Here is a 26,251-nt window from a genome sequence, read left to right on the forward strand (position 1 = left end):
ATGGAACAACAATTTCAGCCTTTGGAGCAAAATATACAATTAAATAAGCATACAAATTTAGAAATTGATTTGTTACTAGAAGCTATTTATCGTTTATCGGGTTATGATTTTCGGCAATATAATCGTTCATCCATTTCACGCAGAATCTACAATAGGATGGGAATAAATAACATCTCAACGATTTCACGTGTACAAGAAAAGGTCATTCATGATAAAGAATTTTTAGAGCAGATATTAAACGATTTTTCGATAAATGTAACAGAGATGTTCCGCAACCCAAGCTTTTTTAAGGCCTTTCGTGAAACGGTCATCCCTGTTTTACGAGAATATCCAGAAATCCGTATTTGGCATGCAGGCTGTGCAACAGGTGAAGAAGTATATTCTATGGCTATCTTGCTTCAAGAAGAGGGGCTAATAGAGAGATCTGTAATTTATGCAACAGATATGAACGAGCAAGTATTAGAAAAAGCTAAGAAGGGGGCCTTTCCAATTCATAAAATGCAGGCATATACAAAAAACTATATGCTTGCTGGAGGTGCCCATGCTTTTTCAGAATACTATCAAACAGATTATCAATATGCTTACTTTCATCCAACATTATTGAAAAATATTATTTTTGCTCAACATAATTTAGTAACAGATCATTCATTTAATGAATTTCATGTTGTTCTGTGCAGAAATGTTCTTATTTATTTTTCACCTAAGCTTCAGAGCCAGGTACATCAATTATTTTATGAAAGTCTAAGTGACAAAGGTTTTTTATGCTTAGGGGATAAAGAAACATTACGATTTGAAGAGGTTATTTCAAAGTATAAGGAGATTTCTGGAAACGAAAGAATTTATCAAAAAATGTATTAATGAGTAAGAGGCTATCTTTAACGGATAGCCTCTGCTTTTTTATATAGTATTAGTGCTAGCTTGAATCATTAAAACACACATGTCATCAGGCTGATTCTCTTGTTTATCCTTAGGCAAAAGGTTATCGATTAGGCATTGTGAAAAATCCCACTTTGAGGATGTTAGCGTTTGCAAATGCTTTTCTGATTCTAATTCACAGGGTCCCATTGCCTCTAATACACCGTCTGTAAATAACACGATTTGAATGTCATGCTCATATTTAATATATTGCTTTTTCACTTTTATTTCATCGAAGAAACCGACTGCACAGCTACCCTGATCTAATGGAATACATGTTTTTTCATCGATTAGTGCATATCCAGGAGGATGGCCAGCATTTATGTACTCGACTGTTTTTTGCTCTGTATCAATGATTAAATAAATCGCTGTAAAATAATAAAGATTATTCTCTTTCCCATCTTGTAATAGCGTCATATAACGATTCAGTTCTTGGATGACAAGTTCAGGTTCCACCAATTGCTTAACCGCCTCTCTTAGAACAGAGGAGATGAACATACAAACCAACGCTGCAGATATACCGTGACCCATCATATCCAATAATATAATGGCATAACGATGATCGTCTATTTTGTACCAATAATACATATCTCCTGCCAAATTAGAGGATGGTAAATAAGAAACTTCAATACGGATGTCCCTCTCATTTAACGGTGGGCTAAGAAGACTCCTTTGTACATGGGTTGCTAAATCTAGTTCATATTGTATTTTCTTTTCATGCTGTGTGTGCCAGTCTAATTCTGCCTTTAAACGTAAGGCAACACGCATTCTGGCAAGCAACTCTGTTTTATTAATTGGTTTAGTAATATAATCTACACCACCAATGTCTAGGGCTTCTGCCAGTTTGTTTTTATCCTCGAGTGCTGTAACAAAAATGATTTGAATATCTTTTAATCTCTCATTTTGCTTAATGCGTTTGCAGGCCTCAATACCATCTACTTCCGGCATCATAATATCTAACAAAATTAAATCTACTGAATTTCCTGTCGGATTGGGTGAATCTAATTGTAAATAATCAAATAGCTCATAAGCAGATGAAAGAGAAACACAGTTATCATAACCTGCATTTTTTAGTATTTTCTCAATGACAAATAAATTGACTTGATTGTCATCTACTAGAAGAATGGTCATAGTACTTTCCCCTTACTCTGATTGAATTGTGCAGATTATTTTTCACATATATAAAATACTTTCAACTTTATCATTATACAAAACATCAGAGAATAAAGGTATTTTGGCGATTTGATTGTATGGTTTACTAGGTATATGAAAAGAAGGGCGTTATATTTTCGCTTTTTTAAATCCTTGGTAGATATCAAATACATTTGCTAAAACAGCAATAATCATACTGACAAGTAGGATTTTATCAATAGTGAAGGCAACTTTAGCTGAGGTTGTTTCTGTAATAGCCGCAATATAAGGTATAGAGGCGCTGTGAATAAAATCTTGGTGTATCGCTATTAAAATAAACACAATTGTTCCTACACTTTGAAGTAGTGCATTAGTGATGGCGATAGGCATTGTCCACTGTCCTGCACGCCATTTTAATAAGGTTAAAGTTAGGCTTAGGATAATACATAGTAAGACCATGGGAACAAACGATTGTAAAGTATTTTGATTAAAGATAGGCATAACAAATTTCAAGCTGCCGTTGTCATTCGTTGTATAAATACCTAAAAGACGATAGGCATTCCAGTAAACAAAAGAAAAAATAAGTATTCCTAAAAGGCTAAAAATCGTATCACTTATAGGAATGATTTTATCTTTGGGAATCTTTTTAATTTGTATTAAATCATCAGGTGACCATGGCTTGGTATCTCTCAGAAAAGGGATCGAAAGCTTTTCAGCCCCAGAACGGTCCTTAATGATAAAAATAACCGTAACCCAAAACAAAACGTGAAATAACACAGCAATAATTGCAACAATCATCCCTACAAATGCTGTAATAATGGTTGTGAGAAGTGCTTCTTCTCCAGAATAGAGAACCATCTTCTCTATTATTTGAACAATGATCGTAATAAGAATTGCCCAAGGAATAATTAGCTTGATGGTTCTTGTATATTGTTCAAAATTCTTTGGACCAATTAAAAAGTGGGGAGTATCCTGATAGCGTGCAGCAACTTCTGAAGGGCTTCCAAGCTTCTTAATTACTTCCTTCACCTCAGATTCTGTATATTGCTCTGGCAACATATCCTCAATAGTAGCCTTTAGTTCAACCTTGATTATCTCACGTTTATTTTTATGTAGCCTTTTAGTCACTTCGTGAATATATGAATCAATTAAAGTCATACATTTTCCTCCTTTAATCATTTTCAGTACTCATTAATTAGTCGTGGTAATATATGTTATTATGGGGTATAAAAATTAATATGAAAAATTCGTGAACAACATGCAACAATTTGAAAATGGAGGGGACATGATGAGGGTTGTAGAGAAATTATTAAAAGAGCAAGATTTTGTAGCCTTTGTGAATATCGTTGTAGGAGCGTATCCAGGAAGATTGAATGGAACACAAATAACAAAAGAACAGCTGAAAAAGCTCTTTATGCAAAATCAGAGCAATGATGAATCTCTTCATTATTATGGACTTTGGGAAAATGACAAACTCATTGGTGGTATGCGACTACATGACTTTCAAATGAATCTGTTCTCTAAAATGCTACCAATTGGTGGGGTAGGACTTGTTGCAGTTGATTTATTACATAAAAAAGAGAAGGCTGCAAAAGAATTAATCCAACATTTCTTTAACATCTTTTTAGAAAAAAATATTCATTTTTTGGCCTTGTATCCGTTTAGACCAGATTTTTATAAAAAAATGGGTTTTGGCTATGGACCGAAAATCTATCAATACTTGGTAGAGCCTTCAAGCTTCCCGAAAGGACCAACCAAAAAGCACCTTAAATATTTGACAGTTGAAGATCAACAACAGCTAGTAGATTGCTACAACAGGGTAGTAGCAAAAAAACATGGGATGTTTCTTAAAACACAATCGGAACTATCTTTTATTTTTAATAATCCAGATAACTATGTGATTGCAATGGAACAGGAAGGTACAGTTCAGGGCTATATTGCCTTTTCTTTTAATAAACAAAGCGATAGTAATTTTATGCTAAATAATTTGGTCATTAAGGAGTGGATCTATGAAACTCCGGAGGCTTTGCTAGAGCTTAGTACATTTTTAAACAGTCAAGCAGATCAAGTAAACCGAATCGAATGGAATACACAAGAAGAAAATGTCCATTTCTTTTTAGAGGATGTAAGAAATGGCACAAATCATTTAATTCCAAGTGTCTATCACGCAAGTGCCGTGTCAGGAATTGGTCTAATGTACCGTATAATTAATGTGAAGGGCTTTTTTGATGAGCTACTAACACGCAATTTTAACGGTGTCACTTTGACCTTTAAATTGAATGTTATGGATTCGTTACTGGCAAAAAATAATCAGCAACTTATTGTTGAGGCTGTTAATGGTACAATTAAAATGCTAGAAAGTGATGGCTATGATGTTGAAGTAACGATAGATGTAGCTGAGCTTTCATCACTAGTAATGGGCGTAGTAACGGTCCAAGAGCTATTTATGCTGAGTCGAATACAGATTAGTGATAATCAGTATTTACAGGCTTTACAGCAATTCTTCTATGTGTTTGAAAAGCCCACATGTATATCTGCATTTTAGAATGGGCGTGAGGTCTTTTAATCTTTTTTAATGAGAATGGAAGAACGTGTTGGCCTTTCAAGTGGCGTTATATTAATAATAAAGTAGCTTATGATTAGTATGAGGATAATTAATGAATAAATTAACGTATTTAGAGGATGATCATGCTCCACAATAATTAGTCGAATCATTGCTGTGATACCTATATAGATAAAATAGCGAAGTGGAAAATGGTAATCCTCCTTAAAGTATTTAATGATCATTGTGATGAATTCGAAATATAAAAAGAAAATAAGAATATTGGCAAGGAATAGTTTATAATCACCATCTTCCTTAGCGAATAGTAATATTTTAAGAAATTCAATTAGCTCCTTAAATAATAAAAAACAGAGAATCAGTGCTAATAGTACAAGGCAAACATTGAGAAAGAGCTGTAGAGATTTTGGCACAGCTTTAATGAGCTGTAAATAAGTCGTATTTTTTTGCTTCATCCAATTCCTCCAATCGGTTTTGTAAATACATCATCATATGGTCGAGTAGTAGTGTTTTATGATATAAATATAACAATTTGTCGTAAATCTTTTCTTAGTATTTTGTAAATTTTTGGTATATTTTAATGAAAGAAAGTTTTCAAAATAATTTAGTGGTATGCTAAAATAGATGTGCATGAATATAAAATATAAAAGGGGTTTTTAAAATGGCAAAATCTGCAAAAACTGATGCGAAAATTACACCAGAACGTTTAGAAGAAGCGTTAAATGTTCGTGATCGACTTATTATCGAGCTACTGGTACAAGTACTTGATGAAAAGCTAGTAATTGAGCGTCCTGTATTACGTGAACGTCTAGGGAACCTTGTAGATCTTGCAGATCACGATGCAGAGCTTAAGGAAACAATCCACGCAGTAATTAACAAACTATAATGTAAAAGAGGAATGCTACGGATATGCGTAGCATTCTTTTTTATATAGTATTTTATCATGTAAAGCGTTCTACCAAGTCGTACATGCGCTCTGCCTCTGTATGAAGCTCCATAGAGGAGTGCATGATAGATGTCACTGCTGACTTTTGTTCGTCAATAGAAGCGTTAATTTGTTCGGTAGCTGCGGCAGATTGTGTAGCGACACTTGCTATTTCATTGATGGCGTTCATCACGACTATTCGATTTTCCACCATGTCATTCATTCCTTTGTCTAAAGAAACAAGGTGCTTTGTAATGCCATGAATGGAGTCTGCTAGGAAAGTAAAGGCTCCCTTTACTTCCGTAATCGACATGGCCTGATTTTGTGACAGTTGGAGCGTGTGTATCATTTTTGAATCTGAATTAGCGGTATCGACCTCAATACGCTGTAATAGGTTTCTAACCCGATTAGTAGCTTCATTCGTATCCTCAGATAAATGACGGACTTCCTCAGCTACGACAGCAAACCCTTTGCCATGTTCACCTGCACGGGCTGCTTCAATACTTGCATTTAGCGCTAATAGATTTGTTTGTTCAGAAATGGATGTAATTGTTTGTACGACTTGATGAATTTCTTTCATTTGGCTTGTCAAACTTGAGAAAGTTGTTCTTAATTCCTCAATCACTTGCGTAAACTCACTTGAATTTTGAAGTAATACATCTACTTTTTGTCTACCGTTTTCTTGTGATTGATTAATGATATTCATATTTTCTGTAATCTCACTATATTTATCTGTAGCATTTGAGATAAGTGAGGACAGTGTTTCTACTTTACTAATGGCCATTTCTGCTTCCTCAGCTTGTACTACAGCTCCCTTAGATATATCATTGATGGCTTGATGAATTTCATCAGCAGAAGCAGTCGTCTCCTCAGTAATAGCACTCAGCATTTCTGAAGAAACGCGCATTTGGGACGCACTATCCTTTGTATTGTTGACCATTTCGTGTAAGCTATGTTTCATATTATTCACGTTACTAGCTAGTATACCTAGTTCATCTTCTGTAGTAACAGGTATGTCATCACCAGTTAGCTTGCCTTTAGCAATATCAGATGTAATGACCATAATTTTTCGTATATAGGTTGTCATTCGTCCAGAGAAGAACCAGAAGAGTGATACACCAATAATCGTTGCAAGGATGGTCATGCCTAGTGTGTAGTATAAAACATTATTCGTACCTGCATTAAAGTCCATCTCGTATGTACCAGCTGCTATAATCCAGCCCCAATGCTTGTCCTTTTCTACATAAGTTATCTTAGGCGCAACGATTTCAGGATTTGAGGGAAGGGCCCAATCATAACGTACATATCCTCCTCCAGCATTTGCTGCTTCAATCATTTCTCGTACAAAATAGCGCCCATCCTCTGTTTGTAAATCTGAAATATTTTGTCCTTCTAGGGATGGATGAGTTTCAACCATACCACTATCTTGGAAAGCATAGAAATAAAAATTATCTCCATATTTAACAGGATTATCAATGGATCTTTTGTTATCTTCAATTTTATTACCAACGATCTGTGTTCTAGCACTTTCCTGAGCTTCTTCTAGCGTTAATTTACCATTTTGAACTTGAGTATCTAACTGTGCAATTAGTTCAAGTATGCCAAGTGTGCCATTTTTAAGACTATCTCGACCTACCTGATCGAGTTCTCCTTTCACCACCATATAATTGACGGTTCCAACTAGTCCTGTTGATAGTAGAATAACTATAATAGCAAGACTAACAAGTTTATTACGTACTGACTTCATAAGATACAACCCCCGTTCCTTCATTCCTTCAATATAGTTCTATTATAATATATAATTTTTTAATAAAATAGAAAATTCTGAAAATAAATACGGTATTTTAAGTGAAATAGGTCCAAAAAAATCACCCCAATCAAGAGTAAAAAACAGCTCTTAATTGGGGTGATGTTGAAGCTTAATATAGCAGGTTTACATCGATTAATACACTTTATCTCCATTGAAAATAGAGTTCTTTACGATTACATAATCAACATTGCGAATAGCCTCTAGCTTTGTGCCACCAGCATATGAAATAGATGACTGTAAATCTTGTTGCATCTCGATTAATGTATCTTTGATGCTACCTTTATGTTCAACGTACATTTTCTTACCTTCGACGTTTTTACGTTCACCTTTTTGGAATTCAGAAGCAGAGCCGAAGTATTCCTTCACTGTTCTACCCTCGATTTCGATTGTTTCACCAGGTGACTCTTCGTGACCAGCGAATAATGAACCGATCATTACCATTGAAGCACCAAAACGTACAGATTTAGCGATATCTCCATGTGTACGAATGCCACCATCAGCAATAATTGGTTTTGTAGCAGCCTTTGCACACCAACGTAGTGCAGCTAGTTGCCAGCCGCCAGTACCAAAACCTGTTTTGATTTTAGTAATACATACTTTACCTGGTCCAATCCCAACTTTTGTTGCATCTGCACCAGCATTTTCAAGCTCGCGCACCGCTTCAGGTGTTCCTACATTACCTGCGATGACAAAGCTTTTTGGTAAATGCTTTTTAATATGCTGAATCATACGAATAACAGCATTTGAATGACCATGTGCAATATCAATTGTAATAAAATCAGGTACCAAATTAGCAGCTGCTAATTCTTCAATAAATGTATATTCCTCTTCTTTTACACCAACGCTAATAGAAGCAATTAAGCCATTTCCTTGCATTTCTAGAATAAAGTTTCGACGAGTTTCTGGTTGGAAACGGTGCATGATGTAAAAGTAACCGTTTTCAGCAAGTTTCTTTGCAAGATTTTCATCGATAATTGTTTGCATATTTGCAGGTACTACTGGAAGTTTAAAAGTGTGACCACCTAAAGTAACAGAAGTATCACATTCTGAACGACTTTCTACAATACATTTTGCGGGAATTAGTTGAATATCCTCATAGTCAAATACGTTATCCATTATATACACTCCTAAAATACGAATATTTTTTAAGATTTAATTTAAATTGTTCGCCATTTGGTAATTTACATGATTTTTGAGTAAATGTCAAAGCTTTTGTGAAAATAAATAAAAAATTTAAAAAGAAAGGAGACAACTTACTTTGAAGATGAAATATTCTAGTTATAATTTGTGTTATGTTTTGTAATCCATGTACAATAGAATTGTTTCAAAAAATGACAAAGGAGTGTTGAAAATGGCAGTAGAGGTTTATTTGAATTTTAATGGAAATTGTCGAGAGGCAGTTGCGTTTTACGAAGACGTTTTTAATACGGACAAGGCTGAAATTATGACGTTTGGAGAGACACCACAAAATCCAGACTATCCATTACCAGAAGAAGCAAAAGATCTTGTCATGCATACACGACTTACTGTATTCGGTAGTAGAATTATGTTCTCAGATACATTTCCAGGCATGCCATTTTCCACAGGGAATAATGTCACATTAGCTGTTGTATCCGATGATGAAGAGCAAATGCGTCAAGCATTTGATAAGCTTAAAGAAGGTGGTAACGTGAGAATGGAGCTTCAAGAAACATTTTGGAGCAAATGTTACGGCTCACTTACAGACAAATTTGGCGTTGAATGGCAATTTAGCCATGAGGTAAATGAATAATTAAATAACAAGATAAAAGCACGATGATAGGGCTAAACCAAGTATCATCGTGCTTTCTTATTTAGTAATTAAAACGATCTACATAGCCTTGTAATTCATCTGCCATATCAAGCAATGTTTTAGCAGAAGAGGCGATTTCCTGCATGGAAGATAATGTTTGTTCCGTTGAAGCGGCAACCTCTTCAGATGCAGCTGCGTTTAGTTTTGCATGATCTGACAGTTCAATAGCAGTAGCGGATACCTCTTCTACAACGGCAGACATTTCTTGTGCTGAAGCTGATATATCCTCCATTTTAGGAGCAATTTCTCGAAGACTTCCAACGATACTTGTAAATTTCTTTTTCGTATCCTCGGATAGCTGTAAACCTTCTTGAACGTCTGCAGAAGCTTTCGTCATCGTTTGTACAGATTTAGCAGTATCTTGTTGTATGCCAGTAATCAGAGTAGAAATTTGCTCTGCTGATTGATGAGATTGCTCCGCTAATTTACGTACTTCATCTGCTACAACTGCAAAGCCTTTACCGTGTTCACCTGCTCGTGCTGCTTCAATAGCAGCATTAAGAGCAAGAAGGTTTGTTTGGTCTGAAATAGCGCTAATAATTTCTATAATGGAGCCAATTTCTTTTGTACGATCAAATAGGGATTTAATCATCGTATCGGATTGAGCCACAGAATCATGAATGGATACCATTTGATTAACAGTGTGCTCAACAGATTGACTACCTTCTTCCGCTAATTGGATGGCCTGGCTGGATAGGTCTGAAACTTGTAGGGCACTATCTGCTACCTCTACAACACCTTTTGCAATCTCCTCAATAGAAACAGCATTTTGATCGATTCCTGTTGTTTGTTTTTCCGTACTAATCGCTACCTGTTGCATAGCCTCTGTCACTTGCTCAGATGCAGCGATATTTTGCTCAGCATTCGCTGAAAGACCTTGTGCCGAGGTTTGAACATGTTGTGAGCTTTGATCAACATTGCGGATCAGTCTTTTTAAGCTAACTTTCATTGAGACAAATGCTTCAGCAAGCTGTCCTATTTCATCTTTGGTATGAATATCAATAAACTCTGTCAAATCACCTTCACTAATTTTAAGAGCACTTTGCTGTAGTTGTTTAATTGGGTTAACAATAGATTTAATCATTGAGAGCATAAAGATAATACCAACAATAATAGAAATACCAATAATAAGTAATGTAATAGTAAAGGTTGAGGTAGCAGCGTTAGTAGCCTCTGCAATGAACATTGTACCAATTATCTTCCAGCCTGTGATTTCATTTGTTTCAAAGCGTAAATGACGGTCACCTTCAGTAATAATACCTTCCTGCTTTTCGTAAATTTTTGAAACATAATCTTCCGTTGCCTCTGTGCCGCTTTCCTTATCTTTTTGAGCAATATATAACTTATTATTATCTAACAGAGAGGCAAAGCCCGTTTCTCCAATACGTGTTTGATCTGTCAGTGCACTTAGAAGAGAGATATTTAAATCTAAGGCAATTACGCCAGAATCATCAGGAAGAGCTTGCATAACTGTCACAACGATGTTATTTGTTGATTTCGAGATATATGGAGAAGTGATGGATACATGCCCTTTATTATCAATGGCTTCTATATACCAAGGACGTTTACGAGGATCATAATCACTTGCATAGTCATGGACAGGTTCATCAATGATTCGCCCATCAGCAGTCCCTATATATACTAGCTCCACTTCTGGGTGTGTATTTACATATTCCTGAAAAAGACCTTTTAATTCAGCTTTTTTATCATCTTGTAAATAAGACTGATTTATTTTCTTGGCAAAATATTCGATATCATGAACTCTAGGAGCAATTGTATTGGTAATATTACTATTAAGCATACGCACACTTTCCTTGGCGCTTGCTTGCTGCTCTTCGAGTATTTGATTTTTGGTACTTTTAAAGGAGGTATACCCGATTAAAAGTGCGGGAATGAGAAGTATGACTAAAAATGCAAAGATGAGTTTCTTTCTTAAACTAATTCGTTTCATATAGTATTCCTCCTTAAACGACATTATTAAGTGTAATAGAATTAACTACGAGATGGGTTATATTACACTAGTAGACTCCTAAGTCGTTCAAATGTTTAATCTGATTCTAAGAGGAAAATGAATAATAATCAACACAATTTTCTGAAAAATCTGGAAAATAAAGTTATGCAACGCTATTATTTGTAGAAAAATATCTTATTTTGTAATTTCCTATCTTTTTGGAATAGAAAAAATCTGAGTTCAATACTATCGTGAACTCAGATCTAGCAGTTAAATAATTAATATTTAAAACGATTAACATAACCCTGCAATTCATCCGCCATATCAAGTAGGGTTTTGGCAGACGAAGCCATATCTTGCATAGAAGATAAAGTTTGTTCCGTGGAAGCAGCAACTTCTTCTGTAGCAGCAGCATTTAATTTTGCGTGATCGGAAAGTTCAATAGCAGTCGCTGAAACTTCTTCTACAACGGCAGACATTTCTTGAGCAGATGCTGAAATATCCTCCATTTTCGGCGCGATGTTTCGAAGACTTTCGATAATGCTCGCGAATTTTCTACTTGTTTCTTCTGTCAATTGTAAGCCCTCTTGAACATCTGTCGACGCTTTGACCATTGTCTCTACAGATTTTGCCGTATCTTGCTGAATAGTAGTTATAAGCGCAGAAATTTGCTCTGCTGATTGATGAGATTGCTCTGCTAATTTGCGTACTTCATCTGCCACTACCGCGAAGCCTTTGCCATGTTCTCCTGCTCTAGCAGCTTCTATAGCTGCATTAAGCGCTAGTAAATTCGTTTGATCTGATATAGCACTAATCATTTCTAAAATGGACCCAATTTCTTTCGTGCGATCATACAGTGCTTTAATCATTGTATCTGATTGCGTTACAGAATTATGGATAGAATTCATTTGCTGTACCGTTTGTTTGACAGATTGTCCACCTTCTTCTGCCAATTGGATAGCATGACTAGATAGGTCAGAAACCTGCATGGAACTGTCTGCCACTTCAACAACGCCTTTAGCAATTTCTTCAACTGAAATGGCATTCTGATCAATACCTGTTGTTTGTTTTTCTGTACTAATTGCCATTTGGTGCATGGCATCGGCAACTTGCTCTGAGGCAGCGATGTTTTGTTCTGCATTAGCAGATAAATTTTGAGCGGCTGTTTGGACATGTTGTGAGCTTTGATCAACATTTCGAATTAATTTTTTTAAGCTCACCTTCATAGAGATAAAGGCTTCTCCAAGCTGACCTATTTCATCTTTAGAATGGATTTCAATAAACTCCGTTAAATTACCGTCACTAATTTTTAATGCGCTTTGCTTCAATTGATTAATTGGGTTAACAATAGACTTTATCATAAAGAGCATGAAAATAACGCCAACGAGAATGGAAACAATAATGATAATTAAATTTATATTCAATGTGGATGCTGCAGCTTTTGCAGCTTCCGCAGTAAACATTGTACCAATTACCTTCCAACCCGTTAACTCATTCGTAACAAATTGTAAGTGACGGTCTTTTTCAATGATAGTACCGCTTTCCTGCTCATAAATTTTTGTTATGTAGCTTTCCGTTGCCTCTGTACCACTTTCTTTATCTGGCTGAGCAATGTAAATTTTATTGTTATCTAAAAGAGAAGCGAAGCCCGTTTCTCCAATACGAATATTATTCGTAATGTCACTTAATGTAGAAATATTTAGATCTAATCCTAATACGCCAGAACCATCCGGTAATGCCTGAGTAATTGTGATGACAATGTCACCTGTAGATTGTGTAACATATGGTGCAGTAATTGAGGTCTTCCCATTATTAGCTAAAGCCTGCTTATACCAAGGTCTTGTCCGAGGGTCGAAGCCATCAGGATACTCTTGAACAGGCTGATCAAACAGTTTGCCTTCAGCAGTCCCAATATATATCAGATCTACTTCAGGGTGCATGTTGACATATTCACTTAATAATGACTTCAGTTCTAAAATGCTCTCATCTTGAAAGTAAGTTTCACTAAATTTCTGTGAAAAATATTGTACATCTTTCAATTTAGGTTCAATCATGTTTGTAATATTGGAATTTAGAATGCGTACACTTTCAGTCGCACTTGCGCGTTGCTCCTCTGAAATTTGCTGTTCAGCACTTTGGTAAGATACTATTCCAATCAAGAGTGTTGGGATGAGAAGCATGGCTAAAAACGAAAAAATAAGCTTTTTTCTTAAACTTAGTTGTTTCAATTGTATTATCCTCACATAATATTTTATTCTATACTTTTCCCTTAAAGGTAAATAATACTCATTCTATCAGAAATAAAATAAAAGTTAAGTACTTTGAATTAATTATTTCTTAGTAATGTATATCATTATCAATTGTTTGAAATTTCCTTAAATTGATGGCGTTAGAAGCTATATAAAGCTGCTTTTTGATGTATACTAATGCTCAAAAGAGGAGGGAATGAAGTCATGATTCATCAAATAGGACAAGTAATGTTATATGTTAATGATCAAGATGCAATTGTTAAGTTTTGGACAGAAAAAGTGGGGTTTGTGGTCATTTCTGAACAGGAAGAAGCAGGCATGCGCTGGATTGAAATTGCACCAACTAAGGAAGCTCAAACATCCTTTGTGCTTCATAACAAAGAAATTATTGCTAAAATGCAACCTGATCTAAATTTAGGAACACCTTCTATTATGTTTTACGCTGATAAAATTGAAGAGATGTACCAAGATTTTCAGGCAAAGGGCGTAAAAGTAGGAGATCTAGTCATGATGCCAATGGGTAGGGTTTTTAACTTTGCTGACCCTGAAAATAACTACTTTGCCTTGGTTGAAAAGAAAAAATAAATAACGGAATCTGCTTGTTTTTTGTTAGAGTTAAGTAAAAATGAGCAGATTCCTGTTTTAGATTATTTAATAGCTAGATTTGTCGTCTATGATAAATCCTCACCAAAAATACCAACCGTTTGCCGATCTATTACAAATTCATGGCCATTCCATTTTAAAATATTTTCTACATAGCCTAATCCATCAGCATGATATCTACCTGCAATTTCTTGATATCCTAAAATTTCATACGTTCCATCTCGGTCGTAATCAACAGGATATAGTCCTCCAAAAGGATCTACCCAGCCTTCAATCGGTTGCTTCAAGGTGCCATCTGGATTATAAATTTCAGCTAAGTAGTCGGTTCCTTTATACTGTAAATCAATTGTGTATTTAATAGCAGGATTAAAACTCTGAACAACAGCCTTATAATGATCTACATAATTGACCTTATATTTAAGTTTATTATTGAAAGACTCTGCATCAAAGATGGAACGAACTTGATTGTTGATGGAGGAAAAAATCTCACCATTTACAATTCCGCCACTACCTCCTGTATCAGACACAACCAGAATATCCTCAATATGATTACCAGTAAAATCACCCAAGAAAATAGTCGGATTATAGCCCATATTTTGTTTCAATGGAATTTGCTCCATTTGTCTTGTTTGACCATAAAAAATAGACAGTGTTAGATTTCTCCAGAAAGGACTATCAGGCTGTTTAGTGCCCATTAAAAAAATGGTTTCAAAAAAACCATCCCCGTTAATATCTCCAAACTTAGTTTGAATAACTTGTGGAGCCGAATGGGTTATGATTCCACCGTTTAGTGGCGAATTTAAATTATTGGTCATATATGCACCTCTTTCATTAGTCTTAGCATATGCTGTAAGAAAAGCTTGGTGCATAAATCAAAGGTAAAAGTTGAAACTTTGTAATACATATTAAACTTACAAAAAAAACTTGAATTTCACCCATTGACATTTTCTAATGCGAAAAGTATTATAAGTGTCAACGAATCAGAAAATTCAGTACCAAATAGTATCTCACTACATTCATGTAGCAAGAGATTTTTTTTCATTATCAATCCTTAGTAAATTTATACGATTTATATATATTGGGAAGAAGGAGATTCATTTGAAGAATTTATTTGTAAAGACAGAGCGACAACGATATTGGCTAGATCAACTAGCTGCTATAGCTGAGCCAATCAAGGCAGAGGCTGTTGAGGTAGATGAACAATCTCGTTTTCCGTTCGAAGCTCATCGATTACTTTTACAAATTGGCTATCCTCAACTTACTTTACCGAAACAATATGGCGGAGAAGGGTTATCTGTTTATGATATGGTGCTTGTACAAGAGACGCTAGCAAGCTATGACGAAAATGCCTCTCTTTCCCTTGGATGGACATTAGGTGTTGTTGGGGAAATTTATGAAACTAAACTATGGACTGATGATCTATTAATAGCTTTTTCTGAAGAAATAAAGAGAGGTGCCATGATTAATAGAGCTGTTAGTGAGGCGGCAACAGGTAGCCCAACGCGAGGAGGGCGGCCAGGGACAAATGCCATTTCTACTAAAGGTGGTTGGCTAATAAATGGGCGCAAGATTTTTACGACTGCATCTCCGGTGCTCGATTATTTCCTTACCTCCGCTTGGATTGAAGAAAAGCAGCAAGTTGGCTTCTTCCTCATTCATAAGGATGCAGCAGGTCTATCCATTGAGGAGAATTGGGAGATGTCTGCAATGCGAGGCACAAGCAGCCACGACCTTGTGTTAAAGGATGTGCTTGTTGCAACAGAGTATTTAGTAGAGTTACCAAGTCATCCGAGTGGTGGCAAAATAAATGGCTGGATACTCCATATCCCAGCAACTTACTTAGGCATTGCACAAGCAGCCCGTGATTATGCTATTCATTTTGCTAATCACCATCAACCGAATAGCCTGAATGCGCCAATTAGTACGTTGCCAAACGTACAACAGCTTTTAGGGGATATTGAATTAAAGCTCCATCAAGCACGTTTTGTCTTATACGGAGTGGCTGAGGCTTACGATGATCCTGCTAGACGTGGACTAATAACAAATGAAATGGCTGTTGCTAAACACACAGTAACAAACATGGCAATAGATATAGTCGATAAAGCGATGCGTGTAGTGGGGGCAAAAAGCTTACAACTATCCAATCCATTACAGCGTTATTACCGCAATGTTCGTGCAGGGCTTCACAATCCACCGATGGATGATATGACGATTATTAAATTAGCGACTGCCGCTATTGAACAGCAGAAATTATATGAAAATCAATCATTAAATTACGTGAAAAATAAGGAGAAATGACATATGAAGAAGAATAAGATATTTCAATTTGCTGCAATTGGTTTGGCATCTATAGCATTATTAGCAGGTTGTAATTCAGGAGAATCAGCAGATAAAGAATCAGGTGATGGTGAAAAGGTACGTACAGTAAAAGTAGCCTACGATCAAGCGTCAAAGCCTATTAGTTACATTGACGATAATGGAAATCCAACTGGTTATGATGTAGAAGTAATGAAATTAGTAGATGAATTGCTACCTGACTATCAATTTGAGTATGTAGGTACAACAAGTGATGATTTATTAATTGGTGTGGAGCAAGGGAAATATCAAGTAGGGGTTAAAAACGCATTCTTTACTCAGGAACGAACAGAGAAATTTATTTTCCCGAAGGAATTCTTAGGTTTAAGTAGCGCAGGTTTAGTTTTGCGTAAAGAGGATGAAGGCGTGAAAACATTAGCAGATTTTGCGAAAAAGGGCTATTCTTTAGCACCAATTGCTGCAAATAATGCTCAATATACAATTATCGATGAGTATAATACGGCAAATCCAGATAATAAAGTAAAACTTGAGGCCGGTGACGCCTTTACTGTCGATGTAGTGCAGTGGGTAAATGAGGGCCGTGTTGATGGTGGTGTCATGATTGAAGGCCCATTTAAACAACAAGTACTTGCAGAAGATGGACCATATTATAACCTAAAAGATGACGTTGTCTATAACGAATTTGCTGTTATAAAAACATGGCCACTGTTCAATAAAAAAGAGCAGGAATTTGCTGACGCTTATGATAAAGCAATAGCACAGGTTAAAGAACAAAAGAAAACAAATGAATTAAGTACAAAATTCTATGGCCGTGATTTATTTGAAGTACTGGAAAACGTAAATCGTTAGTTTAAAACGGAACGAATAGTAAGGCTGTTGAGTCAGTAATGCTCAGCAGTCTTTATTCATAAAAACAAAAGTTGGTGAGGAAATGGATAAATATTTTGACGCAACCTACATTTGGAACGCAATCCCAGTGTTATTGCCATTTTTAAAAATCACGTTCTTAGTTGCAGGGTCCTCCATTATCTTAGGTACCCTATTCGGCTTATTGCTGGCGGCTGCTAAGCTATCTTCAGTCAAGTGGCTAACTAAATTCGCCAATCTGTATACAACGATTATGCGTTGTACACCCTCCATTGTTTTGTTATTTCTTGTCTACTATGGTGTCCCAGCATTAGCGGAAAATGTTGGTCTTAATCTCCATTCAATTGAAACGGCCATATTTGTTGTCGTAACATTCACCTTACAATTCACGGCAATAATGTCTGAGGTGATACGGTCTGCCTACTTAGCCATTCCAAAAGGGCAGTTTGAAGCAGCCGTTAGTGTCGGGTTAACACCATTCCAAGCCTACCGTCGAATTATTTTTCCGCAGGCGCTGGTCGTCGCTTTACCGAACTTTGGCAATGGCATGATTGCTCTATTACAGGAAGGTGCACTCGCTTATACAATTGGTCTAATTGATATTGTAGGTAAGGCAAATCTAATTATTGCAAGTAACATCAATGCTCATGCCTTAGAAATTTATATTGCATTGGCTATTATCTATTGGGTGTTATCTATTATTATAGAGAAAATATTTACTATATTAGAAAAGGTATTTGGCAAGGGTAAGAAGACCCTAGAAACAACTTAAGGAGGCGTGAGGGTGAATTATCAATTTTTACTTGAAACATTTTTCGTAGCTTTGTCTGGTGTTCCTATAGCGCTCCTAGTCACAGTTGTTGCTTTGGTGATAGCTTTGCCACTAGGTTTTTTGTTAGCACTAACTAGGATCAATAAAATTCCAGTTATTCATCACCTCGCGAAGATTTATGTTTCTTTTGTTCGAGGAACGCCGATTATTATACAAATTTTTATTATCTATAGCAGTATACCTTTAATGTTAAAAATTATTTTTGAAAAATATCATATTGCGTATGATATTTATAAAATCAATCCAATTTGGTATGCGTTTATTGTATTTGCATTCAGCTCAACAGCCATTTTGATTGAGGTCTTTCGATCGGCGTTAAGTACCATTGAAAAGGGGCAACTAGAGGCTGCACACTCAGTAGGTTTGTCAACATTCCAAGCATATACTCGCATCATCATTCCACAGGCATTAGTAGTGGCATTGCCGAATATTTGCACAGCTACAGTTAATCTTATTAAAGCTACATCGCTAGGCTACGCAATGTCGCTTCCTGAAATTACACTGAAGGCAAAAGTAGCGGCAAACGTTGGCTACAATTATGTAGAGGCCTATTTGGATATCTTTATTGTGTACTTAATTTTATGTAGTACGGTTGAATACTTGTTTAAGCGTTATGAGAAATATTTAAGCAAATACAAAATGGCAAATGTCTAAGGGGTGAATTAGCATGTTAGAAATTAAAAATATTCATAAATCATTTGGTGACAATGAAATCTTAAAGGGTGTTGATTTAGCCATTGATAAAGGGGACGTTGTTGTTATTTTAGGTCCCAGTGGTTCAGGAAAAACAACATTATTGCGTTGTATCAATTTTTTAGAGAAGGCTGATCAAGGCCATGCGACATTTGGAGATATTCAGGTTGATTTTCAACATGTAAAGAAAAAAGACGTGCATGCAATTCGCCAGCGTGTCGCATTTGTCTTTCAAAACTATAATCTATTTACTAATAAAACAGCATTAGAAAATGTAACGGAAGGATTAATCATTGGACGTAAAATTCCTAAAGCACAGGCTGTGGAAATTGGTAAAAAGGCACTTGATAAAGTAGGTTTATCAGACAAATATGATGCATATCCAAGTCAGTTGTCAGGAGGTCAACAGCAACGTGTTGGTATTGCACGAGCAGTAGCTTTGAATCCTGATATTATTTTATTTGATGAACCAACGTCCGCACTTGACCCTGAATTGGTAGGTGAGGTTCTACAGGTCATGAAAAATATTGCGGCGGAGGGTACAACAATGCTTGTAGTAACACACGAAATGGGCTTTGCCAAAGATGTTGCCAATCGCGTAATTTTCATGGATGGAGGAGTGGTTGTAGAGGAAGGTAGCCCTCATGATATTTTCGTCAGCCCAAAAGAGGAGCGAACGAAGAAATTTTTAAAACGTGTTATTCCAGAAGACTATACGTTCTATATATAAAACAGCAAGGTAACAGGAGAATCTTTTATTTACAGATTCTCCTGTTACCTATTATTGAAGGAAATACGTTAATTTGTTAATAGAATAAATGTGCAGCTCATGCATAGCTCTTGTACACGCCGTATAGAAATAGTACCGTTCGCTTTCTCTTGAGTAATTAGCAGCAGATGCATTATAGATGATTACCGCATCAAATTCGATGCCTTTCGCCATGTAAGCTGGAAGTAATAAAATACCCTTCATAAACTGCTTTGAATTATGGTTGATTAATTGAATATCTACTCGATTGTTTAATTGCTTATAAACGGCAGAGCATTCGGCTGCGGTTTTACAGATGACAGCAATTGTTTCGAATTCAATAGATAAATGGTCGATATTTTGAATAATATGATCCATTAATTCCAATTCATTTGGCACAATAGTAATCGATGGTTCAGGGCCATTTCGGTTAAATGCTTCTACTTCACTACCATCATTCAATATTTTGGCAGTGAGTTGTATGATTTGCTTTGTCGAACGATAGCTTTTGGTTAATATCATTTTTTCTGCCTGCTCACCATATATTTGAGTGTCGAGTAGAGAAGGATTATTAAAGGTATGTGGATGAATCGTTTGGTGGCCATCACCTAAAATGGTCATACGTGCTTTTGGGAATAACTGCTGTAATACAGTAAGTTGAAATGGCGAATAATCCTGTGCTTCATCTATTAACACATGACGGATCATCCTATTGGTCTGTTGTCCTTCAATTTTGTCCTGTAAATATAAAAATGGTGCAGTATCCTCATAGGCAATCAAACGCTTTGCTAAATTAGGGAGTGTTTGTAGACAAATGTCCTCCCAATTGTCTGGCATAAGGTGTTGTAAATCCCTGTTAATAGAACTATTCAAATCAAAGAGCTGTCGATATGTACCCAACATATGGACAAACTTTAACTTGTTAACAGAGTTACGTAATGGTTTAAAGTGTTTTTTGACAATTTGTCTCGCTAATTTATAGCGTTCTTGATCAAAATCGTCAAATGAGTTTTCAGTATAGCGACCCTCATATAAAAGTTCACTATAAGATTTGGAGTAATCTTCTTTATCTAATAGCTCAGTAGCTTCTTCTACCCATTCCTTTGTACGCTCAGCCTTTTCCAATTTCGTTAGTTGCTGCAATAACCATTCTTTTACTAATTGTAGGCGATCTGGTATCGACATAGTGGAAGGGAAAGAATAGAAGTATTCGGTAATTTCCTGTGCAGTAATAATCCGTTCTCCACGAAAAACGATATTTTTAAATAACAAGCCTTTATCGGATAAATAACTCGCATATTGATCGATTAAATGTTTATAAGCGAGACTCGCTTTAAAAGAAATGATGCTTAATTTTGTTTGATACTGAGCATCATCCTTTTCTGTTAACAGTTCTTCAAGCTGCTCATAAGGATACTCTAATTGAAACTGTTTACCTAATCGTTTTTCAGCATATTCTATAAACGTTAACTGCTGCATATTGTCTTCCCCTAAATCAGGTAAGACAGAATGAACATATTGATTAAAAAGTTGGTTAGGTGTAATTAGCAGAATTTGATCGGCAGTCATTTCATCACGATAACGATAAAGTAGATAAGCTACCCGCTGTAAGGCTACAGCTGTTTTGCCACTACCTGCCACGCCTTCAACAATAAGATAGCGTGAATTTACATGGCGAATAATTTTATTTTGCTCTGCTTGGATTGTCGCAACAATACTACGAATATGCTCATTTGCATTTTGCGCAAGGATATCGAGCAGTAGGTCATCACCAATTGTAAGGCCCGTATTAAACATGGATTGTAGTTGACCATTTTTAATAATAAATTGCCGTTTTAACAGCATTTCTCCATGAATTTCTTCACCTAATGTTTCGTAGGATGCATCACCAGGTGTGTAGTCATAATACATACTCGATATAGGCGCTCGCCAATCAAAAATGATGATATTTTCATCCTGTTCATCCAATAATGTGGCTACACCAATATAAATTTTTAAAGGGTCTTGTTGACCATCTTGTACAAAGTCAATACGAGCAAAATAGGGTGACTGTTGTAAACGTTCATATACCTTTACATTACGAATTGCCCGTTCCTGTGCTAGCTCTGAGTCAGATAAAAGCTCTGCCTGCTGCTTAATTGCAAAAAAGGTTTCGTCTACATCCTCAGCGGTATCTAGATTGACTCTCACATCGTTCCAAAAGGATTTCTTTAAGGCAACAGCATTTTCTTTAAAACCTTTTTCTTTATGCTCTAACTCTTTTATTTTATGAACAATAATGTTTAAAGAATCCTCAAGGTGATGCTTTTCTTCTAGCCATTCTTTTTGATTTTCCAACGTTTACTCACATTCCTCTCCATAGTTATTTGCTTCCTTTGACAGTAACCCTCACCTCAATAGATGGTGAGAAGAGGGTAATTGTGCTGCTTTTTTAACTGTTTGTCCAACCACAAATTTGAATATAGTGAAAGTATCCAAATGCAGATGATATGGGGGGATTGAAGCAGGAAATTTATCATACATCTACTTCGGAAAGAAGTATAGTCTAGAAATTATTGTAAATTTATGATACAATAAATGTGTAAGGTAATAAGATATTGATAAACAGAGACAGCTCTACAAAAAGGTGGAGCCGTCTTTTTTATATGTAATATTGCTTCATATTATGACTGATTATCATAAATTGTTATTAAAAATAATGGATGAAATGCTATTGAGACACTAAAGAATGTGGCATGCCATACGATAAAGAAACTTGAAGGGAGGTGAAAAGAATGAAGGTAATCTTTACAGTGGGGTTGCCTGGTAGTGGGAAAAGTACATTTGTGAAACAGTTAGCTAAAAATGAAAATGCAATTGTCCTATCAAGCGATGCTATACGTCAGGAGTTATTTGGGGATTCAACAAGGCAAAAATCACGTATAGTCTTTCGTACATTATATGAACGTCTTAATGACTTAGTGGCAAAAGGGTTTTCTGTCATTGTGGATGCAACCAATATTGAACGAGAGCGCAGGATGTTTGCACTTCGTAAAATACCAAGTAATGTGCAGAAGGTATGTTATTACTTTGATACACCTTATTCAATCTGTGTAGCTAGAAACCAGCAAAGGAAAAGACATGTACCATTAATCGTGATGGAAAAAATGAGAAAGCATTTAGAGTTCCCGACAGTAGGAGAAGGGTTTAATGAATTGCATATTATTCATGAATCAAGTCCCTATGATCTTTCTCGACAACAATTTGTTTCACTCATACAAGGCCACCCCACCTATGAAGAGCTTTTTCAAACACTTCAAGCAGTCCCACTTTTCAAAGAAATTTATCAATTCGATCAAGAAAACCCATTCCATCAATTTTTACTATGTCAGCATACGTATTTTGTGTACGCGTATATCAATGAGTACTACTTAGAAAGCGATAAACTAGCTCTACAAATAGCTGCATTGTTTCATGATGTCGGTAAACCAGCTTGTAAAAAATATAAACCTTTGCAACAGCGTTATGGTTATTTTGGGCATGAAAATGTCTCGGCTCAACTAGTTTGCCATTTTCTATTAGAGTTGGGCTTTGAAAAGGAATTTGTATTAAAGGTTGTTCATTTAGTGCAATTTCATATGTTAATCCAGTATGGGGGAGATAGAGGTGGAAGCCAAATTTATCATTTATTAGATGGTGATTTATTAACAAGGCTTTATTTTTTCCGTGAGGCAGATCAATTTGCCAAGTAAACTTTAGGAAAGGAAGGTGAAAGTATGACGAAATTAATGAAATACCCAAGAAGTTTTCATTTACCATGGAGCAGGGGTTATACCGATGATGATAAAGTTGCTAGAAATGTGAATCATTTTATTGGAAAGGAGGTTGTTGTCACTGAAAAGTTAGATGGAGAAGGGACAACACTTTACAGAGACTATATGCATGCTAGAAGCATTCATTCAGCCAACCATCCTTCTAGACATTGGGTAAAAACATTTCACGCGAATTTTGCGTATCGGATTCCAAAGGACTGGCGCTTATGTGGTGAAAATGTTTATGCCAAGCATTCTATTTATTATCAAGGATTAACAAGCTATTTCTATTTGTTTAGCATTTGGAATGAAGAAAATATTTGTTTGAGCTGGGATGAAACCGTGGCCTTTGCAGCAGAGTTAGGTATAGAAACAGTGCCCGTTTTATACCGAGGGATTTTTGACGAAGAACAGATAAAACGTACATTCACTGGAAAATCATTCTTTGAAGGGGAACAAGAGGGGTATGTCATTAGAAATACTAGCTCATTCCATTACGAAGATTTCCGCTATAATTTAGGGAAATTTGTGAGACCGCAACATGTTCAAACAAGTGAGCATTGGCTACAAGAAGAAATTATTCCAAATAAATTAAAATCCTAACCAATTAAGAAGAGAAGGGACTGAGCACAATGTAATACTATAGCAAGCATTCAATAATCATCTATTACGAGGTAGGTGCAAGGAGTGCATATCCCTTTCCAATGGGAGTACGGGTTCGATTCCTGTTATCCTCGCCATAAAAAAATGAACTCTCTTCATTAGGACGAGAGTTCATTTTTGTTTGTTTATTTAGTGTAATTATCGAAGTAGCCTTGAATGTAAATCATTGGTGTTCCTTTGTCACCCGAACCAGATGTAAGGTCAGATAGGGAACCGATAAGGTCTGTTAAACGACGCGGTGTTGTTCCTTGTGCAGCCATTTGACCTGTTAAATCTTCATCTTTATTTTGGATGTATTCAGAAATAGCAGCCTTTAGTTCTTCGCCTCGAAGGTCTGCAAAATCATTGTCCGCTAAATATTTTAATTTAACCTCGTTCGGTGTTCCATGTAATCCAGCGGTGAATGCTGGGGATACAACAGGATCTGCAAGCTCCCAAATTTTACCCACAGGATCTTTGAATGCGCCGTCACCATAAATCATAACTTCTACTGTTTTTCCTGTAGCTTCTTTAATTTTTGCTTGGATTCCATCAACAATCGGTTGGCAAGTATGTGGGAATAATTTAACACTATCCTCTGTTGCTTTGTTCGAGCCAAGTAGACCATACTCAGCATTGAAACCAGAGCCATTAATTGATTCAGCTAAAATATTATCAAGGCTGTAAACTTTTTCTGCACCGTTCGCTGTTAGAATACGTTTTGTGCGGAAGCGTGAATGAATATCACATGTTAAGATACTCTTTGTGTAATTTAAAATTGTTTTTGGATTATTTGAGAAGATGACCTCACACGTAGCCCCTTCTGCTTCGATTAACTCTTTATAGTATTCAATATAATCTACACCAGTAAATGTGTGTTTTTTATAGCCAAAATGCTCGCGGAATTCAACCTCATTGAGTGTATCCGTCCATGGGTTAATGCCTTTTACATCGAGCTCATCAATATCTACAAGGTGATTACCCACTTCATCAGATGGGTAGCTTAGCATTAATACTACCTTTTTTACACCTTTAGCGATGCCTCGTAAACAATTGGCGAAGCGGTTTCGACTTAAGATGGGGAAAATAACGCCTACCGTATCATCTCCAAACTTAGCAGCTACATCTATGGCAATATCATCAATTGTAGCATAGTTTCCTTGTGCACGTGCCACGACAGATTCAGTTACTGTCACAATATCACGATCCTCTATTGTATATCCTTCAATATGTGCAGCATTTAACACTGTATCTACAACAATTTGTTCAATATTATCGCCTTCATTAATAATAGGACCACGAAGACCTCTTACAACTGTACCGATTACACGTTCCAATTTAATCTCTCCTCATTCTATCTAGCGTAAAGTGATATAAAAACCATTGATTTTACTATAAGGCTCGTTAATGATATAAGTAAAATTAATAGTTCATATAATAGCTATAAGAGGTGCTTATATGATAGGGAAATTAGATTTATATCGTGTTTTTAGTGTTGTAGCAAAAAATAATAGCTTTTCTAGTGCGGCAAAAGATTTATATATGACACAGCCAGCTGTAAGTCAGGCAATGATGCAATTAGAAAATGAACTTGGCACACGTCTTTTTAATCGAACTCCTAAAGGTGTGACATTAACAACAGAGGGTAGCCTACTTTTTGAATATACTAATTCTGCTTTAGGGCTTTTAGATGCTGGTGAAGAAAAGTTACTTGAATTCAAAAATTTAACAACAGGGCAATTAAAAATAGGTGTAGGTGATACGATCTCACGCTTCTTTTTAATGCCTTATTTAGAAGCATTCCATACAATGTATCCGAATATTAAATTGCAAATGCTAAATGGCACAACCTCTGAAATTTGTAATTTTATTAAATCGGGTGAAGTAGATATAGGGTTTTGTAATTTTCCAATTGAAGATTCAACATTACAGTTAACGGTATGTACAGATATTCAGGATATTTTTGTCTGTGGGGAAAAATATAAAACACTTTCATCTAAAAGTTTAAACTATGAGGACCTTTTAAAATTTCCACTTATCTTTCTAGAGAAAAAATCGAATTCAAGGAAGTATGTGGAAGATTATCTTTTTGCAAGAGGCGTTCACATAGAGCCAGAGTTTGAGCTAGGCTCACATGATTTAGTACTCGAATTTGCGCGTAGTAACCTTGGCATTGCATGTGTAACAAAGGAATTTTCAAAGGACTATCTTCAACGTGGACTTCTTTATGAATTAACTTTAAGGGAAAGTATTCCTACGAGAAGTATTGGTATGTGTTATTTGAAGTCAGTACCTCTTTCTAGAGCAGCAATGAAATTTGTTGAAATCATTGAAAGTAAACATTTTAATACGAGAAGAACCATAAAAAGAGCTTAGCGACGAGAAAA

General features: G+C 35.9%; 23 protein-coding genes. 13 read left to right on the top strand and 10 right to left on the bottom strand.

Annotation, left to right across the window (positions count from 1 at the left end; all coding sequences use genetic code 11):
- Positions 1-858, top strand: coding sequence for a protein-glutamate O-methyltransferase CheR (locus AAJG31_RS13875; RefSeq protein ID WP_279493495.1), 858 nt, complete (start codon positions 1-3; stop codon positions 856-858).
- A 39-nt stretch (positions 859-897) separates the two neighbouring features.
- On the opposite strand, the gene AAJG31_RS13880 is transcribed toward AAJG31_RS13875, so the two are convergent.
- Both AAJG31_RS13880 and AAJG31_RS13885 read right to left on the bottom strand, forming a co-directional pair.
- Positions 898-2,046, bottom strand: coding sequence for a fused response regulator/phosphatase (locus AAJG31_RS13880; RefSeq protein ID WP_279493493.1), 1,149 nt, complete (start codon positions 2,044-2,046; stop codon positions 898-900).
- Positions 2,047-2,196: 150 nt separating this feature from the next.
- Complete coding sequence (locus AAJG31_RS13885; RefSeq protein ID WP_279493491.1) at positions 2,197-3,204, bottom strand: hypothetical protein; 1,008 nt, start codon at positions 3,202-3,204, stop codon at positions 2,197-2,199.
- Between the two features lie 130 nt (positions 3,205-3,334).
- On the opposite strand from AAJG31_RS13885, the gene AAJG31_RS13890 reads away from it, so the two are divergent.
- A complete protein-coding gene (locus AAJG31_RS13890; RefSeq protein ID WP_279493490.1) occupies positions 3,335-4,591 on the top strand; it encodes a GNAT family N-acetyltransferase in 1,257 nt (418 codons plus the stop codon).
- Positions 4,592-4,608: 17 nt separating this feature from the next.
- On the opposite strand, the gene psiE is transcribed toward AAJG31_RS13890, so the two are convergent.
- Complete coding sequence (gene psiE, locus AAJG31_RS13895) at positions 4,609-5,061, bottom strand: phosphate-starvation-inducible protein PsiE (protein ID WP_054548510.1); 453 nt, start codon at positions 5,059-5,061, stop codon at positions 4,609-4,611.
- Positions 5,062-5,267: 206 nt separating this feature from the next.
- Between psiE and AAJG31_RS13900 the strand changes: the two genes are divergently transcribed.
- Positions 5,268-5,492 carry a hypothetical protein gene (locus AAJG31_RS13900; protein ID WP_016992248.1) on the top strand — a complete coding sequence of 75 codons (225 nt, stop codon included), beginning with the start codon at positions 5,268-5,270 and terminating at the stop codon, positions 5,490-5,492.
- A gap of 55 nt (positions 5,493-5,547) precedes the next feature.
- On the opposite strand, the gene AAJG31_RS13905 is transcribed toward AAJG31_RS13900, so the two are convergent.
- Both AAJG31_RS13905 and guaC read right to left on the bottom strand, forming a co-directional pair.
- Positions 5,548-7,278: a methyl-accepting chemotaxis protein gene (locus AAJG31_RS13905; protein ID WP_279493486.1), complete on the bottom strand. Its 1,731-nt coding sequence runs from the start codon at positions 7,276-7,278 to the stop codon at positions 5,548-5,550.
- 195 nt (positions 7,279-7,473) lie between these two features.
- Positions 7,474-8,457: a GMP reductase gene (guaC, locus tag AAJG31_RS13910; protein ID WP_004233490.1), complete on the bottom strand. Its 984-nt coding sequence runs from the start codon at positions 8,455-8,457 to the stop codon at positions 7,474-7,476.
- Positions 8,458-8,692: 235 nt separating this feature from the next.
- Here guaC and AAJG31_RS13915 point away from each other — a divergent pair, with 235 nt between their 5' ends.
- Positions 8,693-9,112, top strand: a complete 420-nt coding sequence (locus AAJG31_RS13915; RefSeq protein WP_279493483.1) for a VOC family protein — start codon at positions 8,693-8,695, stop codon at positions 9,110-9,112.
- A gap of 61 nt (positions 9,113-9,173) precedes the next feature.
- Here AAJG31_RS13915 and AAJG31_RS13920 read toward each other — a convergent pair whose 3' ends face one another.
- Together AAJG31_RS13920 and AAJG31_RS13925 are read right to left on the bottom strand one after the other, a co-directional pair.
- A complete protein-coding gene (locus AAJG31_RS13920) occupies positions 9,174-11,123 on the bottom strand; it encodes a methyl-accepting chemotaxis protein (protein ID WP_066038325.1) in 1,950 nt (649 codons plus the stop codon).
- Positions 11,124-11,401: 278 nt separating this feature from the next.
- On the bottom strand, positions 11,402-13,351 hold the full coding sequence (locus AAJG31_RS13925; protein WP_054548513.1) for a methyl-accepting chemotaxis protein: 1,950 nt from the start codon (positions 13,349-13,351) through the stop codon (positions 11,402-11,404).
- A gap of 225 nt (positions 13,352-13,576) precedes the next feature.
- Between AAJG31_RS13925 and AAJG31_RS13930 the strand changes: the two genes are divergently transcribed.
- Positions 13,577-13,957: a VOC family protein gene (locus AAJG31_RS13930; RefSeq protein WP_048395473.1), complete on the top strand. Its 381-nt coding sequence runs from the start codon at positions 13,577-13,579 to the stop codon at positions 13,955-13,957.
- Positions 13,958-14,043: 86 nt separating this feature from the next.
- Here AAJG31_RS13930 and AAJG31_RS13935 read toward each other — a convergent pair whose 3' ends face one another.
- The gene (locus AAJG31_RS13935) at positions 14,044-14,790 is read right to left on the bottom strand and encodes a hypothetical protein (RefSeq protein WP_054548515.1); all 747 of its coding nucleotides are present in this window, start codon (positions 14,788-14,790) and stop codon (positions 14,044-14,046) included.
- A 283-nt stretch (positions 14,791-15,073) separates the two neighbouring features.
- On the opposite strand from AAJG31_RS13935, the gene AAJG31_RS13940 reads away from it, so the two are divergent.
- From AAJG31_RS13940 to AAJG31_RS13960, 5 genes are all read left to right on the top strand, one after another.
- On the top strand, positions 15,074-16,273 hold the full coding sequence (locus AAJG31_RS13940) for an acyl-CoA/acyl-ACP dehydrogenase (protein WP_279493481.1): 1,200 nt from the start codon (positions 15,074-15,076) through the stop codon (positions 16,271-16,273).
- A gap of 3 nt (positions 16,274-16,276) precedes the next feature.
- Positions 16,277-17,140: a transporter substrate-binding domain-containing protein gene (locus AAJG31_RS13945; protein ID WP_115673247.1), complete on the top strand. Its 864-nt coding sequence runs from the start codon at positions 16,277-16,279 to the stop codon at positions 17,138-17,140.
- Positions 17,141-17,222: 82 nt separating this feature from the next.
- Positions 17,223-17,930, top strand: coding sequence for an amino acid ABC transporter permease (locus tag AAJG31_RS13950; RefSeq protein WP_048395479.1), 708 nt, complete (start codon positions 17,223-17,225; stop codon positions 17,928-17,930).
- A 12-nt stretch (positions 17,931-17,942) separates the two neighbouring features.
- Entirely contained in the window at positions 17,943-18,644 is a 702-nt protein-coding gene (locus tag AAJG31_RS13955; RefSeq protein WP_004233514.1) for an amino acid ABC transporter permease, read from the top strand.
- A 13-nt stretch (positions 18,645-18,657) separates the two neighbouring features.
- Positions 18,658-19,413 carry an amino acid ABC transporter ATP-binding protein gene (locus tag AAJG31_RS13960; protein WP_279493480.1) on the top strand — a complete coding sequence of 252 codons (756 nt, stop codon included), beginning with the start codon at positions 18,658-18,660 and terminating at the stop codon, positions 19,411-19,413.
- 51 nt (positions 19,414-19,464) lie between these two features.
- On the opposite strand, the gene helD is transcribed toward AAJG31_RS13960, so the two are convergent.
- Positions 19,465-21,768 carry an RNA polymerase recycling motor HelD gene (helD, locus tag AAJG31_RS13965; protein WP_279493479.1) on the bottom strand — a complete coding sequence of 768 codons (2,304 nt, stop codon included), beginning with the start codon at positions 21,766-21,768 and terminating at the stop codon, positions 19,465-19,467.
- A 437-nt stretch (positions 21,769-22,205) separates the two neighbouring features.
- Here helD and AAJG31_RS13970 point away from each other — a divergent pair, with 437 nt between their 5' ends.
- Positions 22,206-23,162 (top strand): AAA family ATPase, encoded by a 957-nt coding sequence (locus AAJG31_RS13970; protein WP_054548519.1) that lies wholly within the window; start codon positions 22,206-22,208, stop codon positions 23,160-23,162.
- A 24-nt stretch (positions 23,163-23,186) separates the two neighbouring features.
- Positions 23,187-23,825 (top strand): RNA ligase family protein, encoded by a 639-nt coding sequence (locus AAJG31_RS13975; RefSeq protein WP_048395489.1) that lies wholly within the window; start codon positions 23,187-23,189, stop codon positions 23,823-23,825.
- A gap of 185 nt (positions 23,826-24,010) precedes the next feature.
- Here the strand turns inward: AAJG31_RS13975 and AAJG31_RS13980 are convergent, their stop codons facing one another.
- On the bottom strand, positions 24,011-25,201 hold the full coding sequence (locus AAJG31_RS13980; RefSeq protein ID WP_054548521.1) for a coenzyme F420-0:L-glutamate ligase: 1,191 nt from the start codon (positions 25,199-25,201) through the stop codon (positions 24,011-24,013).
- Positions 25,202-25,322: 121 nt separating this feature from the next.
- Between AAJG31_RS13980 and AAJG31_RS13985 the strand changes: the two genes are divergently transcribed.
- A complete protein-coding gene (locus AAJG31_RS13985) occupies positions 25,323-26,240 on the top strand; it encodes a LysR family transcriptional regulator (protein ID WP_066038322.1) in 918 nt (305 codons plus the stop codon).
- Positions 26,241-26,251 lie beyond the last annotated feature (11 nt).

It is taken from the genome of Lysinibacillus sp. BS3, assembly GCF_039614735.1.
GTDB classification, from domain to species: Bacteria; Bacillota; Bacilli; order Bacillales_A; family Planococcaceae; genus Lysinibacillus; species Lysinibacillus capsici.

Coding starts and splice junctions, on each gene's coding strand:
- AAJG31_RS13935 (WP_054548515.1), bottom strand. CDS start 14,790: ATGACCAATAATTTAAATTCGCCACTAAACGGTGGAATCATAACCCAT.
- AAJG31_RS13930 (WP_048395473.1), top strand. CDS start 13,577: ATGATTCATCAAATAGGACAAGTAATGTTATATGTTAATGATCAAGAT.
- AAJG31_RS13950 (WP_048395479.1), top strand. CDS start 17,223: ATGGATAAATATTTTGACGCAACCTACATTTGGAACGCAATCCCAGTG.
- guaC (WP_004233490.1), bottom strand. CDS start 8,457: ATGGATAACGTATTTGACTATGAGGATATTCAACTAATTCCCGCAAAA.
- AAJG31_RS13890 (WP_279493490.1), top strand. CDS start 3,335: ATGAGGGTTGTAGAGAAATTATTAAAAGAGCAAGATTTTGTAGCCTTT.
- AAJG31_RS13880 (WP_279493493.1), bottom strand. CDS start 2,046: ATGACCATTCTTCTAGTAGATGACAATCAAGTCAATTTATTTGTCATT.
- AAJG31_RS13945 (WP_115673247.1), top strand. CDS start 16,277: ATGAAGAAGAATAAGATATTTCAATTTGCTGCAATTGGTTTGGCATCT.
- AAJG31_RS13885 (WP_279493491.1), bottom strand. CDS start 3,204: ATGACTTTAATTGATTCATATATTCACGAAGTGACTAAAAGGCTACAT.
- AAJG31_RS13960 (WP_279493480.1), top strand. CDS start 18,658: ATGTTAGAAATTAAAAATATTCATAAATCATTTGGTGACAATGAAATC.
- AAJG31_RS13975 (WP_048395489.1), top strand. CDS start 23,187: ATGACGAAATTAATGAAATACCCAAGAAGTTTTCATTTACCATGGAGC.
- AAJG31_RS13905 (WP_279493486.1), bottom strand. CDS start 7,278: ATGAAGTCAGTACGTAATAAACTTGTTAGTCTTGCTATTATAGTTATT.
- AAJG31_RS13920 (WP_066038325.1), bottom strand. CDS start 11,123: ATGAAACGAATTAGTTTAAGAAAGAAACTCATCTTTGCATTTTTAGTC.
- AAJG31_RS13900 (WP_016992248.1), top strand. CDS start 5,268: ATGGCAAAATCTGCAAAAACTGATGCGAAAATTACACCAGAACGTTTA.
- AAJG31_RS13985 (WP_066038322.1), top strand. CDS start 25,323: ATGATAGGGAAATTAGATTTATATCGTGTTTTTAGTGTTGTAGCAAAA.
- psiE (WP_054548510.1), bottom strand. CDS start 5,061: ATGAAGCAAAAAAATACGACTTATTTACAGCTCATTAAAGCTGTGCCA.
- AAJG31_RS13875 (WP_279493495.1), top strand. CDS start 1: ATGGAACAACAATTTCAGCCTTTGGAGCAAAATATACAATTAAATAAG.
- AAJG31_RS13915 (WP_279493483.1), top strand. CDS start 8,693: ATGGCAGTAGAGGTTTATTTGAATTTTAATGGAAATTGTCGAGAGGCA.
- AAJG31_RS13970 (WP_054548519.1), top strand. CDS start 22,206: ATGAAGGTAATCTTTACAGTGGGGTTGCCTGGTAGTGGGAAAAGTACA.